Source organism: Micromonospora sp. NPDC049274 (genome assembly GCF_040678875.1).
Classification (GTDB): Bacteria; Actinomycetota; Actinomycetes; order Mycobacteriales; family Micromonosporaceae; genus Micromonospora.
In genome coordinates, this window is sequence record NZ_JBFAQS010000028.1 from 1 (window position 1) to 15,842 (window position 15,842).

General features: G+C 68.7%; 16 protein-coding genes and 2 pseudogenes. 10 read left to right on the forward strand and 8 right to left on the reverse strand.

The genetic code is table 11. The annotated features are described in order from the left end of the window. The 3 genes from AB0K10_RS31780 to AB0K10_RS31790 form a co-directional block, all read right to left on the reverse strand. Positions 1–494: hypothetical protein (locus AB0K10_RS31780; protein ID WP_363689688.1), on the reverse strand; the 494-nt coding region annotated here is incomplete at its 3' end. Between the two features lie 165 nt (positions 495–659). Continuing rightward, entirely contained in the window at positions 660–836 is a 177-nt protein-coding gene (locus AB0K10_RS31785; RefSeq protein ID WP_363689690.1) for a hypothetical protein, read from the reverse strand. Positions 837–1,051: 215 nt separating this feature from the next. Next, positions 1,052–1,711, reverse strand: coding sequence for a helix-turn-helix transcriptional regulator (locus tag AB0K10_RS31790; protein ID WP_363689692.1), 660 nt, complete (start codon positions 1,709–1,711; stop codon positions 1,052–1,054). A gap of 105 nt (positions 1,712–1,816) precedes the next feature. On the opposite strand from AB0K10_RS31790, the gene AB0K10_RS31795 reads away from it, so the two are divergent. The 4 genes from AB0K10_RS31795 to AB0K10_RS31810 all read left to right on the forward strand — a co-directional run bounded on the left by AB0K10_RS31795 (position 1,817) and on the right by AB0K10_RS31810 (position 4,797). Beyond that, on the forward strand, positions 1,817–2,035 hold the full coding sequence (locus AB0K10_RS31795) for a hypothetical protein (RefSeq protein WP_363689694.1): 219 nt from the start codon (positions 1,817–1,819) through the stop codon (positions 2,033–2,035). Positions 2,036–2,582: 547 nt separating this feature from the next. Next, positions 2,583–3,272, forward strand: a complete 690-nt coding sequence (locus AB0K10_RS31800) for a DUF402 domain-containing protein (RefSeq protein WP_363689695.1) — start codon at positions 2,583–2,585, stop codon at positions 3,270–3,272. Positions 3,273–3,334: 62 nt separating this feature from the next. After that, a complete protein-coding gene (locus AB0K10_RS31805) occupies positions 3,335–3,802 on the forward strand; it encodes a hypothetical protein (RefSeq protein ID WP_363689697.1) in 468 nt (155 codons plus the stop codon). After that, positions 3,799–4,797, forward strand: a complete 999-nt coding sequence (locus AB0K10_RS31810) for a hypothetical protein (protein ID WP_363689699.1) — start codon at positions 3,799–3,801, stop codon at positions 4,795–4,797. The genes AB0K10_RS31805 and AB0K10_RS31810 overlap by 4 nt, the downstream gene beginning before the upstream one ends. Before the next feature lie 57 nt (positions 4,798–4,854). Here the strand turns inward: AB0K10_RS31810 and AB0K10_RS31815 are convergent, their stop codons facing one another. Next, positions 4,855–5,304, reverse strand: a complete 450-nt coding sequence (locus AB0K10_RS31815; protein WP_363689701.1) for a hypothetical protein — start codon at positions 5,302–5,304, stop codon at positions 4,855–4,857. Positions 5,305–5,973: 669 nt separating this feature from the next. Here AB0K10_RS31815 and AB0K10_RS31820 point away from each other — a divergent pair. Then, the gene (locus AB0K10_RS31820) at positions 5,974–7,242 is read left to right on the forward strand and encodes an SHOCT domain-containing protein (protein WP_363689703.1); all 1,269 of its coding nucleotides are present in this window, start codon (positions 5,974–5,976) and stop codon (positions 7,240–7,242) included. Positions 7,243–7,409: 167 nt separating this feature from the next. Here the strand turns inward: AB0K10_RS31820 and AB0K10_RS31825 are convergent. Next, a pseudogene (locus AB0K10_RS31825) lies at positions 7,410–7,619 on the reverse strand (DUF1883 domain-containing protein); the annotation flags it as partial. Between the two features lie 178 nt (positions 7,620–7,797). Continuing rightward, positions 7,798–8,217 (reverse strand): annotated as a pseudogene (locus tag AB0K10_RS31830) (tyrosine-type recombinase/integrase); the annotation flags it as partial. Between the two features lie 984 nt (positions 8,218–9,201). Here AB0K10_RS31830 and AB0K10_RS31835 point away from each other — a divergent pair. Next, positions 9,202–9,465, forward strand: a complete 264-nt coding sequence (locus AB0K10_RS31835) for a hypothetical protein (RefSeq protein WP_363689705.1) — start codon at positions 9,202–9,204, stop codon at positions 9,463–9,465. A 58-nt stretch (positions 9,466–9,523) separates the two neighbouring features. After that, positions 9,524–10,387, forward strand: a complete 864-nt coding sequence (locus tag AB0K10_RS31840) for a helix-turn-helix transcriptional regulator (RefSeq protein ID WP_363689707.1) — start codon at positions 9,524–9,526, stop codon at positions 10,385–10,387. Between the two features lie 83 nt (positions 10,388–10,470). On the opposite strand, the gene AB0K10_RS31845 is transcribed toward AB0K10_RS31840, so the two are convergent. Next, on the reverse strand, positions 10,471–10,797 hold the full coding sequence (locus AB0K10_RS31845; RefSeq protein ID WP_363689709.1) for a hypothetical protein: 327 nt from the start codon (positions 10,795–10,797) through the stop codon (positions 10,471–10,473). A 334-nt stretch (positions 10,798–11,131) separates the two neighbouring features. On the opposite strand from AB0K10_RS31845, the gene AB0K10_RS31850 reads away from it, so the two are divergent. The 3 genes from AB0K10_RS31850 (at position 11,132) to AB0K10_RS31860 (ending at position 13,330) form a co-directional block, all read left to right on the forward strand. Beyond that, positions 11,132–11,278, forward strand: coding sequence for a hypothetical protein (locus tag AB0K10_RS31850; RefSeq protein ID WP_363689711.1), 147 nt, complete (start codon positions 11,132–11,134; stop codon positions 11,276–11,278). A gap of 407 nt (positions 11,279–11,685) precedes the next feature. After that, on the forward strand, positions 11,686–12,429 hold the full coding sequence (locus tag AB0K10_RS31855) for a ParA family protein (protein ID WP_112583584.1): 744 nt from the start codon (positions 11,686–11,688) through the stop codon (positions 12,427–12,429). Between the two features lies 1 nt (position 12,430). Continuing rightward, positions 12,431–13,330 (forward strand): ParB/RepB/Spo0J family partition protein, encoded by a 900-nt coding sequence (locus tag AB0K10_RS31860; RefSeq protein WP_363689713.1) that lies wholly within the window; start codon positions 12,431–12,433, stop codon positions 13,328–13,330. A 207-nt stretch (positions 13,331–13,537) separates the two neighbouring features. Here AB0K10_RS31860 and AB0K10_RS31865 read toward each other — a convergent pair whose 3' ends face one another. Next, on the reverse strand, positions 13,538–15,559 hold the full coding sequence (locus tag AB0K10_RS31865; RefSeq protein ID WP_363689715.1) for a hypothetical protein: 2,022 nt from the start codon (positions 15,557–15,559) through the stop codon (positions 13,538–13,540). Positions 15,560–15,842: the final 283 nt, after the last annotated feature.

The window sequence follows — 15,842 nt, forward strand, 5'->3', positions numbered from 1 at the left end:
GGGTTGGTCACCGGTGACCACGACACTGCGACGATCGGGGCCTGACCGGCGTAGAGCTGCTCGCTGGCCTGCCGCATCTTCTCCCCGCCACTTCGGGCCAGCAGCTCGATGACCTGATCGTCGCGGGCCTCCTCGGCGGCGTAAACGGCGATCGGGTCGGCGAATACCGCGAAGCCGACCTTCGACGGCAGGTCCTCCGGGCGGGGCGCGAACGCGGGCATGGACGGGTGCGCGGCGTTGAGCAGCGCGCACAGGTCCTCGTCGACGTACCACAGGTCCCCGTCGCGCAGCCGGGTCGTCTCCGCGGCGGCGAGAAGGTGCGCGACCTTGTCCGGAGGGCCGGGCGGACGGATCGGCTGCCGGCCGAGCTGGATGGCCTGCAGGTAGAAGTTCACGCCCTGCGCGCTGCCGTACCAGTCAGCCAGCCCTCGGCGCAGGGCCGGCACATCGGTGGCGTCGTAGCGGGCACGTCCGGTGTCGGTTGCGGGGCTCATGTGTGGCGCGTTCCCTTCGGTCGACGGGGGCGGGTGATGGCCCGGTGGCAGTGTCCGGCTCTACCGCAGAGGACGATCACTCCCTCGTGACGGTGAGAACCCGGCCGATGGCCAGTGCGGCGGCGGCGGCCTGGGCGACGTCGTCGGCGACGATCCGCACCCTGATCACGGCCCGGCCACCAGGTCGACGAATGCCTGCGCCCGCGCGTACTTCGCCGTGGTGCTGTGCCCGTCCCAGCCGGCCGGGTGGGCGGGCAGGTGCCAGGACACCTGGCCGGTGGGCAGCTCCAGGTAGACCACGACCGGGCGGGGGTCGGTCGGGTCGTGGCCGACGCCGGCCAAAACGCCGGCCTCGTGAGCGAGTGCGAGGGCGGTCCAGATCAGGGCGTTGCGCTGCGCGTAGACGGCAGTGATCTCCGGGGTGTCCGGCCCGGCGTGGCCGTGTCGGGACGGGTCGAGCGCGGCGATCGCGGCCAGGGTGCGGGCGAGGCGAACCTCGGCCGGCTCGGCGGCACGCAGCGCGGTGTGGAGGTGATCGAGCTGGGCGCCCCCTGGAGTCAGCCGGCCGAGTCGACGTCGTCGACAGGCGGCGGACTCACTTCTACGACGTCGAAGTCCTCGGGCTTGATCGCCAGGGGCACTCCCGAGCTTTCGAGCGCGTCAACGATCTGCTCCACGAGGCGGTCCTCCAGGGCCCACCGGCGCTCGCGCTCTTCGCCTTCCAACTGTTCGGTGACTCGGGCGGCCAGCACCTCACGCAGGACCGTTACCTCGGGGGACAACTCCAGCCATCCGCCGGCGCGGCGTTCCGCCCACCCGACCTGCATACCGGCGTCCTGGGCCGCCTTGACGGCGAACGCGAGTTGAATCAGTGCGTCCATCTGCGCGGCGGCGGCGGCCCGGGTTTGCTCGGCCAACTCGTGCGCTCGGCGCCGCCACCGATCGAGCGTCGTCGCGGCGTCGAACGTGGCGGGCTTGGTGGTCAGCTCGGTCCAGCTCCACAGATCGAGCGCGGCGCCGATGGCGACGGCCTCGGTGAGTTTGGGCTCGCGGTGACCCTGCTCCAGCTTCCAGATCGTCGCCTGGGTGCAGGAGTGGCCGAGGTCCTTGATCCGCTGCGCCAGCTCGGCTTGGGACAGACCCTTCTCTTCACGGATCTTGCGCAGGTTGATCGCGAAGTACTCCCCGACCGACCTGTCAGCGTCCAGCGTCGCCACACACGCCCCCTTCTTCTCGCCGACTCCCAAAGCGAGTCGTCCACGACTTCGAACCATAGTGTACGGTGCCGTGGAGTCAAGACCCAATCCGAATTGGAGTCAAACGTGGCGAAGGAGTCGCGGACCGTCGGGCGTCCGTATCTGCTCAGCGTGCGGGCGAGTCTCGTCCTGGCGCTGAGCGTTCTGGTCGGCGGCGTGACTGCCGGGCTGACTGTCGCGTCTGGCGGTGGCTGGGCGAGCGCCTTGCTCGCCGGTGGCGCGGCGGCCGGTGGGGCGATCGCGTTGTTCAACCAGATCATCGACGACAGCGATGGTGCTCGGTGACGCGCGCGTTGACCCGGAGGCGGGCCGGCCGACGCAGGTCGCGCCGGCCGGCAATCCACCCCTGGTCGGTCAGCTCTCGTACCAGCGGGTCACCGAAAAGCGCCCGGGGCGTCGGCCGGCGCCAGCTCCAGGCACCACTCCTGCTCCGGGCCGGCGACGATGTCGCCGGTGCTGGCCGCGCACGACCCACCGGTGCCGCCACTCCCGGCCGCCCCGGTCGGCCTCGGAGTCTCGGTCGGCGCTCAAGGCGCGGCGCAGCCGGGCCATCCGCACTTCGCGGGGCGGCAGGCCGGCGCGTTCGGTCCGGCGGCGCCCGGCCATCGGCCAGTAGCCCTGCGGCTGGCCCGGCGATGTTCTGCCCCTGAGCTATCGCAGCATCTGACGGTGCAGCAGATTAGCCGGTGCAGCCCCGACAAACACACCGACCCCGGCCGCTGCCCGTGGAACCTGCGCCGCCGGAGGTGCTCAGCGCACTCCCCGACCTTCTCACCGCACCAGGGTCCTTTCCACCAGGGGTCAATCGATCAAGATCAGTTAGAATCTACTCGTGCGTCCTCCCCTCCATCATCTACGTTGCGGCGAGGAGGCGTTGGTTCGTTTCACCCGGGGGCCGTACCTGGGAGAGGCCCGGCCCACCAGGGTGATTGCCGCCTCTGGCTCGACGGTCATGGTCTGGGTAGCACCTGAGACACCAGTCATGCGCAGCAAGGCGCACGACGGCAGATCCGGACACCAGATCCCACTGGCAGAGCGCGACGAGCTCAGCTTCGAGATAGTTCCCGACACTTGGCGTGGGCCGGGAATCGTAATGATGCTTCAGGCTCGAGCCACGTCATCCACCTGGTGGTTCTATCGCGGTGACGGGTCCTTCTCACACTGGTACATCAACCTTCAGACACCGCCGGTGTGGTGGCGAGATGGAACGATCCTGGGAGCTGACATCGAGGACCACTGCCTCGACGTAGTGGTCGCTCCTGACCGCAGTTGGCAGCTCAAGGACGAGCAGGAGTTCAACGAGCGGATCGGGCACCGGCTCTACTGGAGCCCCGACCAGGCCCGGGAAATCCGAGCTGAAGCAGATCGAATGACACAGCTTGTGAGGGAGGGGCATTTTCCGTTCGACGGCTCCTGGTGCAGCTTCAGGCCCGACGCCTCGTGGGCCGTTCCGCAGATCCCCACCGGGTGGGACCGCCCATCGGCCACCGCTAGTGACGAGAACAGGGTGAGGTTCGTATGAATCCTGCTGACATGAAGCGATCGCCTGAGCAAATGGCGACGGACCTGGCTCAGCTTCGGAGCATGAACTGGACCGAGGTTTGGGCCGGCGACGGCAACTCTTCGACGGCACAAGACTGGGCCCAGTCCCTGGGTTGGTGCCTCACGGACCTCGACCCGGATAACAACCCCACCATCGCTCTTCCCAGCGGTGGCTCACTGACACTGTTCCGCCGCCAGTACGGCACGCAGTTCGAGCAGGCCCTCACCGTGGCCTGGAAGATGCGCGCGCGCCGCGCCACCGAGAACTCGGCCGTCATTGAACAGGCGCTCGCCGCGTGGACGGGCTACTACAAGGCGGCAGTCGGGGTCCTGGGCTCCCCCGAACGTGAGCCCCGCGTCGACGCGGTCGGCGATACCGGACCGGTGGCGCTGTTCAAGCTCGCGGACATTTCGGCTCTGTTCGAGCTGCGGGTCAACCTTGCCTCAAGCATGACCGAGGGCACGCATCCGGGCAGCGCTTCCATACGAATGCTGATCTACCCCGCATGACGTTCTCGAACCGGCCCGCTGTGCCGATTACCGCTCAGATCTGGGACCGCGCGGCAGAGCTTCAACGCGAGCGAGAGGCACGGAGGCCGGACGACGCTGGCATTCGCCGTTGCGCCGAACGATTGTATGAACTCGCCGGCGAGATGGACGTGCTGGAGTATCTGCGTCAACGCGTGGAGGAAATGGACCTCACCTCACCCCCCGGTGGGTCGACCCTGTGGGCTTGGCGAATCCAGCATCCGGCCACCGGTGAATTCGTAGGAAACCGATACCTCGCGCACGCCTGGGCCGAAGCCGTCAACCGTACGACTCCTGAGGATTCGGTCACGGTTATCCACCTGACCCCCGGCGGGTCCGAAATGGACCTGCACTGGCTCAATGACCGTAGAACTGTAGCCGCGCTGGACCTTGACCCCGACGACGTGAAGACCATCTGGAAGCGCCTCTCGGAACGCTACGCCGAGCACATCACCGGCGAGACGCTCGTCTTCTCGGACATGGGACACAGCCAGGCACTCCTGCACACGACCGAGCTACCTGTCGTACGTCAATCGCCCGAGGCCAGCGTCAACAAGATCCGCTTCGTGCATCCGCCCGCGCCGCACCTGCCCGAGGCGGTACGCCGCCTCCTCTACCCAGACGCCGTCCGGGCCCGGGTCCAGATCGACGACTCGAATCGGCCTCACTACCTCGACACCACAACCCTCCTCAAGCTGTCGCCACCGAAGCAGGCCACCTACATCAAGCAGGTGCTTGACCAAGTCGATCTTGACGACCGGAACTCGGCACGGCCCCAGTCCCCTACAGCGGGCCCGCCCATTCCCTCGCCGTGGGGTCCTTCAACCGTGCCAGGAACGGAGGCGGCACGCCGAGCCGCACTGGCGTTCCCGGTGAACACCGCGAGAGCCGTACACGGGGGAAGTATGGGCAAGCCTTCATCCCAGCGCCCACCATCTCAGCAGGGCCACAGCGAAGACCGCGGTCATGGCCGCTAGACGCCGGCGTGAGTGCTTTCCAGGTTGCCGTTCGGTCCGAAACGAACGGCAACCTGGTTATCGGGTGACTCGGGCCGATGAGGGGCCTTTGCCGCGTCGCCAGTCGGATGGCTTCTGCGAGGCGAAGGTTTCGCCGCGCAGGATCCGGTCGCGTTCGCGGACCGCGGCGGCGCAGGCCGCGTGCGCCCAGCCAGCGAGCACCTTGCCGAGCGGCGTTCCGGACCGGTAGCCGCGTTCGCACGCCACGCAGGTACCCGCGAAGCTGGCCGTGACGCCGGCGGGCTTGCTCGCGCGCGGCTGGGCACCGCCTCGGCGTTTCCCGGCGGCTGCGATCGTCTTGCCGGTGCTCTTCTTCGGGCGGGACTTGCGCGAGGGCTTGCCGGAGCCGGAGGCGCCCGTGGCACCGGCTAAGCCGAGCTGCATGGGCACCTCACCGCTCTTTGGCTGGTTGCGCGCCTTGCGGTACGTGGTGTCGGCAGCCTGCCGCCGGGCGCGGGACTTGGTCACGTCCGAACCGTACGTCGCCTCGCCACATAGACCTGGCAGCCACGCCAGATGGAGCGTCCTCCATGGATTGAGTCGGGGTGCCGTGCAGACGAGTCCACCTCGCAGAACTGGAGCGGCCCGCCTAACGATGTCGGGGTCGATCCCGATAGCCGTGGCACTCATTCCGCCAGTTCCCCGACAGGCAGAGACGCACGGCGCCTGAGGGTTTGGCCATCCGTCCAGCCGCCGCCGACCGGGATCACCCTTCCGCGTCCGCAGTTTGTGGGCCGTCTCAGCGAGATGGGCCCGGGCGCGGATGCCTGGTCCAGCGTGGTGGATGACGGTGCCGAGGATGGTGACGTCGAGGTCGAGCTGGACGGTCTTGCTTGCCGGCGCCAAGAATGTGCGGGCGCACCAGTAGTGCGGTGATGACCGCCGTTACGCGTCGGAGTCTGACTCGGTACTGCACTCTGTCACCGCCATGTCGCATCATGTATAGAAGGGCGGATGCTCCGCGCTGATCAGGCGGCCAACCGAGCCGCGCGGAGCACCCTGACCGATCAGACAGTCAGCACCGATCGGCACGGAACACTCTCCCCGGCGTCCCTAATGTCGGGAAAGAGGAGCCGGCAGACTCCCGACAACAACGACCGTTGTCGGGTCACCTCTCGTGCCTCAAGGACGATCAGCATGAGCACCGCCAAGCGCCCATCACGGCGCACCACACGCCCATCCGTGGACGAGGCCATCATCCGCGAGCGGTGCACGACCCCCGAGGCCGCCGACTACACCCTCTACGTACGCCGTTTGATCGACAATTACCTGGGCGAGGGCGGGCAGGCCCAAATCCTGCGCATCGCGAAGACGCGTGGGCTGGACTTTCCCGGCTTGAACCGGAAGAAGCTTTCCGAGCAGCTCAGCCGCTACACCAACGGTCCCACCTGGGACATGGTTGAGCTGATCGTCGCCTGCCTGCCCACGGACGAGAGCGAGACCACGGGTATCCGGGCCCTGGCCGCTGGTTGGTACCAATGTGCCAGGGGTCGGCTGCCCGAGGGCTACACCGGCCCGGTCAGCCGGCCTGAGGGACAGCCGGAGCTGGACAATGTTCCAGATAGCTCGCCAACGATCCCCGCCCTGCAGCGCAAGATCGCTCACCTGCAGATGCGGATGCGGGACGACACCGATCAGTACCTGAAGAACCTGCGCCAGTCGGAGAACAGCCGGCTGCGCGAGTCACGCCGCGCCGATGAGATGGAGTGGCAGTTCCATCAGGCTCGGGAGGCGCTGCTCAACGTCCGGACGATCGCGGCGCAGGTCGCGACGGTTCAGGAGGAGTACGCGCGCCAGTGCGTGATGCTCGAGCTCATCGCGGCACCGAGCCTGCGTGCCATGGCGGTCATCGACCTACCCGCGCCGCCAGACAACCGCAGCCGGATCCGTTTCGGGCACCTGGTCGCCACCATCAACTCTCAGGCCCCGCCTGGCCGACGAGCGCTGGCCCGCTACCTGTGCGCCTACGCAGAACTCGCTGGCGTGTCCCCTACCGAGCTGGCCGCCCGCACGCACATCCCTACCACCGAGGTCATGGACATCCTCGCCGGCCGGCTCCTTCCCAACATCACCCAGGCTGCCCACCTGACCACCGTGCTTGGCTGCGTCCCCGACACTGTGAACCAGCTCACCACCGCCGCCGCAGCCGGTGGCACAAGCGCCCTCGACGAGAGCTTCTGGCGCATCGCCGCCGCCGTTGATGCCCCGGCCCTCACACCGGGTCTGATCGAGGATGTCGGGACTGATCCCGACAACCCTGCAACACACCCACCTGCCGTCCCGACAACCCCTGGGACTGCCGCGATCACGGACCGGCTCCACCAACTGGCTGCCCTGCTGCAGCACGGGCAGATCAGCGACGACGAGTACGCCCAGCAGCGCACCCGCATCCTCGGCGAGCTGTAGAGCCGACGCGGCGTGTCGTTGGAGCCGACCGGCGTCGGAGCAGGGACTGACCTGCGCAAGCTCGGCACCGCCCTGGCGCGGAACGTGGAAGTTGGCCAGTGCCCCACCCGACCGTCAGTCGAAGACCTGTTCACCGTGACCCGGATGCGATCGGGGTAGCTGTCGACCACGAGGAACCAGTGGTCGTCGTAGGGCACCTCCAAGACCACGGGGGTGAGGTCGTAGAAGCCGCCGAAGTACTCGTACTCCTCGTCGTCGAGATACGCCTGGTACTCGTCGTCGTCCATGAGGCAGACCCGGGCGGTCGAGCCACGCAACCCGACCTCGAACACGGCGCCGCCCGCGCACGCGCCGAGGTTCCAGTAGAGGTGATCCACACTCTATGTGTAGTGGATGGTGACGCCCGGTAGGAAGGCTGCCGGGAGCACGGTCACAGCGGTGGTGCCGGTCTTGCGTGCGGCGGAGATACGGAGGTCGACCTGGCCGGTCCTCGAAGAGCTCACTCGAAGATCGCTCCACCACGGCGGCTTGCTCCGCCATGCCTGCGCGAAAGTAGCGGGCGGTGGTGTCGAGCGAGGCGTGCCCGAGCAGCGCCTGGACCTGCGCAGAGTCCGCGCCGCCCTGGCGCAACCGGGTGGCGTAGGTGTGGCGCAGGCGGTGCGGGCGCAGGCCGGACAGGCCGGCGGCGTCGCCGACGGTGAGCACCACCTGGGTGATGCCGGAGGTGGTCAGCCGGCCCCGCTGCCCGGTCCACAGCGGTCCCGCCTCGGCGCCGCGGTGGCGGATCCAGGCGCTGAGCCGTTCGCGCGCCGGTGCCGGGACCGGAACCTGACGGACCTCGTCCTTGCCGTGCAGGCGGATGGTGCCGGTGCGGGCGGTGAGGGCGAGGTCGTCGACATCGAGGCGGGCGCCACTCCTGCGCCCGGGCACCGGTGTAGAGCAGCACGGCGACGATGGCGGCGTCGCGGGCACCACGGCGGTTGGCGGCCCGCTCGACGGCGCCTTGCTCTTTGGGGGTGAGGGCGTCGGGTTCGCCGGGTCGGGGCACGCGGGCCCGCTTGACCTTCAGCCGGAGCCCGGCTCCTGCGCCCAGGCCGTCAGCTGGGCGTGTCCGGCCGCGGTGCTCGGCACGCTGGTCGTGCCGAGCAGTCGGCCCTGCTGTCGTGCGCCATCGACTCGGACCCGCAGTACGCATGTTGGCGTGGTCTCACGCTACCTCTACCAGGAGAAACGCATCCATGATCACTGAGTGAACACTCAGTGGCACCCTGTAGCGACGGGCGTTGGAACGCCTGTTTTAATCAGGAGCTACGGACTTGAAGGGGAGGCGCGTATGGACACCGGGTTCGCCGCCGCGACCGGGGCCGCTCCGGGCGGGCCCGGACGCGGCGGCGCTTGCGGGACAGGCATGTCGACATCCGCAGAGTCGTTCGGGCTCTCCGCGGCTGGCGACCCCTGTTGCGGGCGCTGCCCCTATTGCTCTGACCGACTGGTACCAGCAGCCGATCACGGTGCGCTCATCCAGCTCCCTCGGATAGACCCCTGTCGTTGACTGGCGGCGCCACGAGCGCCCGTCTCTGGCACGAGTCCGCGCATCGCCATTCTTAAGCCCTTCGCTGTGCCTGGGGAAGTGGGTGTGACGTTCGGATCGGCTGTTCCGAACGTCATCTGTCACTCATCCCCGGTTCAGATCACACGTTCCGCCTGTTCAGCCCCTCGCGTTCCTCGCTTAACCATCCCAAAAGGACATAGGCGACTTTCCGTCTCGACGGGCGCGGGACAAGGATTGGCAACACCACTCCCTTGGGCCGGCGGCTCACATCTCGCGATGCTGAGGATGGTCACCTCGCACGGGGTGGCGCGACGGAGTACCAGCCCGTCGTGTCGAAGCGTCCCCGTGCGGGCGTGGCCTGCTCATCGCTCCCTGCCGGTTAGATCAGCGTTGATCAAGGAGTAAACGTGTCTGTCTCTGGTTCCACCCTGTCCGTGGTCCCCACGCAGATCACCACTTTGGTGATCTGCGGGTTGATCGCCGCCGTCGCCTTCGCCGTCCTCGGGCGGCGTCGTCGGCGATACCCGGTCGTCGTGACGGTGCTCGTGGTGATCCTGGTCTTCGTCACCGTCCTCGTCCTGGTCGGTGTCGACCCGTTCATCGCGACCGCCCTCGTCGGGGCCGCGGCGACGGCGACCGTCCGGCTGAGCTCCCGCGTCCGCGAGAGCTGAGTCCGCGTGCTGGACGCGGCCCCGACGGGGCCGCGTCCAGGTGCGGTCGGAGACCACCATGCCGAAGCGAATCACTCCGCCAGCGGACCCGCAGTCCGGTCCAGTGGCCCAGTTCGGGTACGAGCTGCGCCAGTTGCGCCAGGGAGCACAGTTGACCTACGCCGCGATCGCCCAGAGCGGCTACTACTCCCGCAGCGCGTTGCACGCGGTCGACCAGGGCCACCAGCTGCCTGGCGAGAAGCTGCTCACCAAGTTTGTCGAGGCGTGCGGCGAGCAACCGGGCCTGTGGCTCGCGCGACGCGCGAAGATCCACAGCCAGCTCACCGCCGAGAAGCAGGCAGTCCAGAAGACCTCCTCGCGGGAACTGGGCCTGCCGCCACCGGACCCCACCACCTCCAGCGGCAAGCTGGAGTACAACGACGCGCTCAAGCGGCTGAGGGAGTGGTCGGGCAAGACCTTTCGGGAGATCGCCGAGATCACCAAGACCTATCCGCGCAGGGCGCCCGCATCCACGCTGTGCGCCGCGTTTCAGCGCGGCACCCTCCCGGCCCGTGACCTGACCGAGAGCTTCCTGCGGGCGACCGGCCTCGACGAGTCCCAGGTCGCGCTCTGGCTGAAGGTGTGGGATGACCTCGCCGCCGGTCGGACGGTCAAGCCGGAACCCACCTGGCGGCGGTGGCGAACCGGAGCCCAGACCGTCCTGGCGATGCCGCACGTGCCTACCCCAACGGTCATGCCGGTCACGCCCTACTCGCCGACCAACGATGTGCGGGACTGGGTTCTTGTGGAAGGGGAGTGGCGCGCCACCGACGAGAACGGCAACGTGACCGACAAACGCGTCCCGGGTCTCCTGCTACCGGGAATCGGCGTCGTGAGCGTCATGGGGCTGCTGATCATCCTCTGGGTGGTGCTGTCCAACTGATACGAGCGGGGCCGGGCGGCGCTTTCCGGATCGCCGTCCCGGCCACCGTCGGGCTCCGGCCCACCTTCGGGCGGCATCGGTTGTCAACGGGTCTGGTAGTAGGTGCTCAGCGGCTTCTCCGACCACGAGCAGTCCACGTGGGACTCTCCGGTGTTCTTCCACGGTCCGTACATCCACCGAGAGCCCTGAGTGAAGTAGTTCTGGCACAGGCCCACAACGCGGTACTGGACCGTAGTGGGACCACCATTGCAGACCGCGGTGAAGCCACCGCCCGGCTGCCCGGTGGACGTGATCCAGGCATGGCAGTCAGCTCGATAGGGACCCGCGGCCGCCGGGCCGCCGGTGATCGCGAGCGCGCTGACGGTCACGGCAAGAGTCACTGTCGCGGTCGCGGCCGCACGTTTGAACATGGACATCTCCCTGGTCTTGGCCATGTTGCTCAGCCCACCTGCTCAGACGCAGCAGCCCATTGGACGCGGGTAACCTTAGCGTTACCTTGGGTGATGGATTGTCGGCTGGCTGACAGCTTCCACCAGGACTCGAGCGATCGTGCAGTGCGCGGGCCCCCGCCCGCCGGCGATGCCGCCTACCTCCTGCGGCTGCTCCCCCGCCGCCTCGACGGCCTGACCGAACGCGGCGCGGATCTCGTCCGGGCCAGTGGCATCGAGGTTCACCGTCAGCACTCCCGGTCAGATCGGCCACGTACTCGAGGGCCGCGTTGCCGCCAGCGCGGGTGGTCCAGCCGTGGCGGACGACGCCCGCCTCGGCCAGCACACCGGTGGCCCACTGGCACGCCTGCTCGGTGTCCGTGGCGGCCAGGCCGTCGTGGTCGGCGTGCGGCTTGTCGTCGGCCAACAGCAGCCAGGCGTCGTCGACCGTGTCGTGCAATAGCCGGCACTCCCCCACCGCCGGAGACTCGGTGCTGGCGACCGGGTCTCCGGCGTGCACGGCGATACGCGCAGGCTGGCCGGGCAGCCGATGACCGTCGGTCCAGCCGGCCACATCGATGCCGTGGCGGTCGGCGAGCAGCTCGGCCGCCCACTTCTGGGCGTCGTCGCCATCGTCGGGCTCGGTGAGCTGTTCGAGCTATGCGGCGGGGCTAGCAGACTCCTCCATGGATGCTTGTGAGGCAGGTCGACCCGGGCTCCCTGGACAAGGGGCCATAGGCAGTTAACCGCGGTTAATCAGCGACACGAGCTGACCGGGCTACTGGGCAGGACGAGGCCGGCCCTAGCATGACGGGCATCCGAAGTACCGCGGCCACACCAGGCCCGGGAAGCACACGGAATGGAGCCCGCATGACCCAGGTGCATGTCATCGCCAACCAGAAGGGCGGCGTCGGCAAGACGACGCTCGCTGTGAACCTCGGGGCGGTGACCTACGACGTCCTGGTCAATCCCGAGCCGATCCTGCAGAAGACCGCTGAGGCCATCGGCGATCCGGAGAGCCCGGTCATGGTCGCCTCTACCGACCCGCAGGCTTCGTCGGTGTGGTGGTCCCGACGGGTGGAACGACAGGGTGGCCTACCGTTCGACTTCGCTCAGGTCGAAGATCCTCGCGATCTCCGAAAGCTGCGGAACCTGCATTACGAGCACATCTTCGTGGACACCCCGGGCTCCCTCGAAGACGAGCGGATCCTTCAAGCCGCGCTCGACGAGTGCGACGACGTCCTGGTGCCGATGGTGCCCGAGCCACTCTGCTACGACCCGACCGCCCGGACGATCGAGTCCGTCATCGCGCCACGCGGAATTCCTTACCGGGTGGTCGTCAACAGCTGGGATCCGCGCGATGGGCTCCCCGATCTCCAGCAGACCGCGCAGTTCATCCAGCGCAAGGGCTGGCCGATGTGCAACACAGTTGTCAGGCGGTACAAGCTGCACTCCCGCGCCTCTGCCGAAGGCTTGGTAGTCACGCAGTACCCCAAGAACCGGACCGCGATGGAGGCTCGCGAGGACTTCTTCCGCCTGGCTCTGGAGATGGGCTACGGGGGAGCTGCGGCAATCCCGAGCCAGTCTGGTGCGCCGAACCTGCAGGAGGTCTGAGGTGGCGGGCAGGCGAGTCAACCTTTCAGACCTCGCGGATGAGGCGGCGCTTCCCGAAGCCCGGGTGCCGGCCTTTGTCGAGTCCGCGCCGCGTACCGCTCGCGTCCATCAGGTCGCCGCGAATCCGCTCAACACTCGGGACTTGGCATCCGATCGCGCCAAGATCGAAAGCATCGCGGAGTCTATGCGGACGCACGGCCAACTGCAGCCGTGTGCAGTAGTAGCGCGAGAGGCGTTCCTGCGGATCTACCCCGAACATGCAACGGCGATCGGTAGCGCCATCTGGGTTCAGGTCACCGGCGGCCGGCGTCGCGCGGCGGCTCTGATGGCGGAACAGCCGAACCTCGACATCGTGGTCAAGAACGGCCTGGCCGACAGCAGAGAGGCGTGGGTCAGCGCCACCGCCGCCGAGAACCTCGATCGCGAGAACCTGGACCCCATCGAAGAGGCCCGGGCCGTGCAACTACTGGCGCAGGAGTGCGGAACGGCCAAGGCGGCCGCCGCTCGTCTCTCTCGCACTCCTCCCTGGGTAACGCAACGACTCAACCTGCTAAAGCTGGCACCGGAGGTTCAGTCGATGCTCAGGGCTGGCGAGGTGCCGTTGCGAGATGTGCGAGATCTCCATCAGCTACCGCCTGAGAAGCAGCTCGATGAGTTGCGGCAGCGGCAGCGGCCCGCCAGTGAGCCCGAGTTAACCGCGGTTAACGAGCCTGAAGTTGGGGATGACGTCAACCCGCGCAGCGCGCCTTTGCGAAGGTCTCCTGCCTCATCTGCCATCCGACGCCTCGGTGGCACCCCGGACAAGATCGCGGAGTCGCTGCGAGCAGAACTGGAGCCAGACGCCCTGCGGGCCTTGGCTGAGCTCCTACTGCATGGACCAGCGGCAGACACCGACGCATAGAACGTCAACCGGGCCCACAAGCGGGGCGGCACCTGAGGCCTCAGGTGCCGCCCCGCGCATTCGGAGACCGAGGGAAGTAGCCAAACCCCTCTTCTGACCATCCAGATAGGCGGAGACCAGCGCCGGGTCGAGCGACCTCGGGTCACTCCCGCCGCCGACGCTCAGCACCAGTGCGTGCCGGGGGCGCGGGCATCGCTGGGCGTCGGGTCAGCAACGTTCCGGCATGATGCCTGATCCGGGCTGGGCGACGTCGGGCCAGCCGCCTTCGAGGGCCGCCGCGAGGGTGCCGGCTGCGACATGGTCGCTGCGGCCAGCGCCCCGGCGGCGGGGCTCCACGGTGGGCTCGCCCGCGCCGGAGCAGCGGGGGCAGGCCACGATCTGGTCGTGGTCGTTGACCTCGACTCGGCGGTGCCGGTCGCAGCGTCCGCACCAGGACGCGCGGTTGGCCCGCCGGGTCTCGGCGTCGGTGGTCACGGCCGTGCGGCGGTGGACGGCGTGCCGGGCGGCCGGGTTCGGCGGTGCGTCGGGGCCGGTGAGGACATCTTCGAGGATCGCCTTGAGGTAGGCGACCGGATCACGGGGGGCGGACAGCAGGGGCCGGGGACGCTGCCGGCTGGCCCAGGTGGTCAGCACCTCGGCGGTCCATTCGCGGCTGAGCGCGGCACCCAGGGTGGCAGCCACGCGCGGCAGGGGAACGTTGGTCAGCCAACGCCAGTGGCCTCGTAGGGCCCGTGCCAGGTCGTACGCCCACTCTGCCCACTCAGGACGTGGGCGAGACCGCCGTGGGCGCTCAGACACCGTCTGGACCGGCCTAGGACGCCCTACAGGACGTGACCTGGCAACACCGGAGTTTTGCCCGCTTGGCATCGGTGAGCGCGAAGCGCCAATCTTCCTCCGGCTTTGCCGGCCTGCCACGACGTGAGAGTGGGTGATCGGCGGTGGAATCAGCAGACCCCGAGACAAGCTGGAGTAAACACTCATACCTTGAGACACCGTGTGGGGGGTGCGGAAATTCACGGCCTGGTCACGGGCGTGATCACGGGCGTTGGCCACTGCTTGGCGCATCCGGCGGCGGCGCACGCGCTCGTGGTGGTCGACCCAGCCGCCAGCGCGGGCGTCCAGCTCGTCGGCGCGGTCCTGTGCCTCGGTGAGCAGCGTGCGGGCGTGGTCGAGCAGCTCGGCCAGGATGGTCAGCGCGGCCGGCACGTGCGCCGTCTGGGCGGCGGTGTCGCCTCGGTGGAGCGGGGTGATGTCGAAGACGGCCCGCGCCTGGGCGCGGCCGGTGGCGCACCGCTCGGCGTAGCTGAGGCGGCGGCCCTGCTCGACGCGGGTGTGCCAGCCCAGGGCCTCGGCGCGGCGCCAGGCATCCGTCACCGGGCGGGTGGAGTCGCACCCGGCGAGCAGGGCGGTCTTGGCGCGGCCGGGCATGGCGCGGCGGCCGGAGCGGCGGTCCGCGTCGACGGCCAGCACCGCGCCCACCCGGCCCAGCGCGGAGCGCCGGCCCCGGCGGCTGGCACGGCTGGCGGCGTCGCGGGCGAGAAGGTCGGCCAGCATCCACACCGGCCGGCCCCAGCTATCGCCGGCGTCGAAGGCGCTCAGCGTCTCCATCAGGCGCTGGATCCACGCGGTCAGCTCGTCGACCCGCTCGCGGGCGTCGGTCATCTCGGCGAGCTGCGCGAAGTGCTCGTCGACGGCGGCGGCCTCCAGCGCCTGCGCGTGGGCGTGATCGGCGCGGGCCTGCTCCAGGTAGGAGTACCCACACAGCCAGCAGGTCGGCACCGGCTCGGGCTCACCGCAGGCGGCGCAACCGGCCTCGACGACGTCCTGGACGTCGTCGAGGCGATCGCGCAGAGCGGCGACCAGGTGCTGCCGCTGTGCGGCGTCTCGCCGGTCGGTGCGTCCCCGCCAGCAGGACATGCACAGCGGATCCGACCCGGCGCCGTCGCGCGGCAGGCCTTGCTTGTCCCGGCCAGCAGCGGCACAGGACACACATGACACCTGCACACCGGTCGGGTAGACCGGACGGCGGCGGGCCCCAGGAGGGGTCACCAGGCGGGCCTGCCCGGCGGCGGTGGTCTCGACCAGCAGACGCTGATCGATCAGGTGCGCCCGGCAGCGGTGCTGCCCGGGTACGACGAGTACGGCCGCGCCGGTGGCGTAGCAGTCGGGGCAGTACCCGAGCGCCGCCACACGATCCGAGTCCAATGCCCGGGTAGCTGCCGTGATCATCGCGGCACCGTTGCGGACCCAACAGGCTTACGTCCTGGGCCAGGATCCGCCGCAGTCCGTTGGCAGCGCAATCGGCCCCGCGAAGACTCTGTGTGATGGTGCGCCGAGCGTGGGGTTACAAATCCACCCCAGTCGGGACGCGAAATGGGGGAGGCTGGGCGCAGGCAGGCATCGCTGCGACACGCGGTAACCGTGTCGAGAGACAAAGATGCACCCAGCCCGGAGGTGGATGCTATGGTGTCCTCCGAGCTTGTTGAGAGCCTCAGACCCTTCCCGCGGCCAA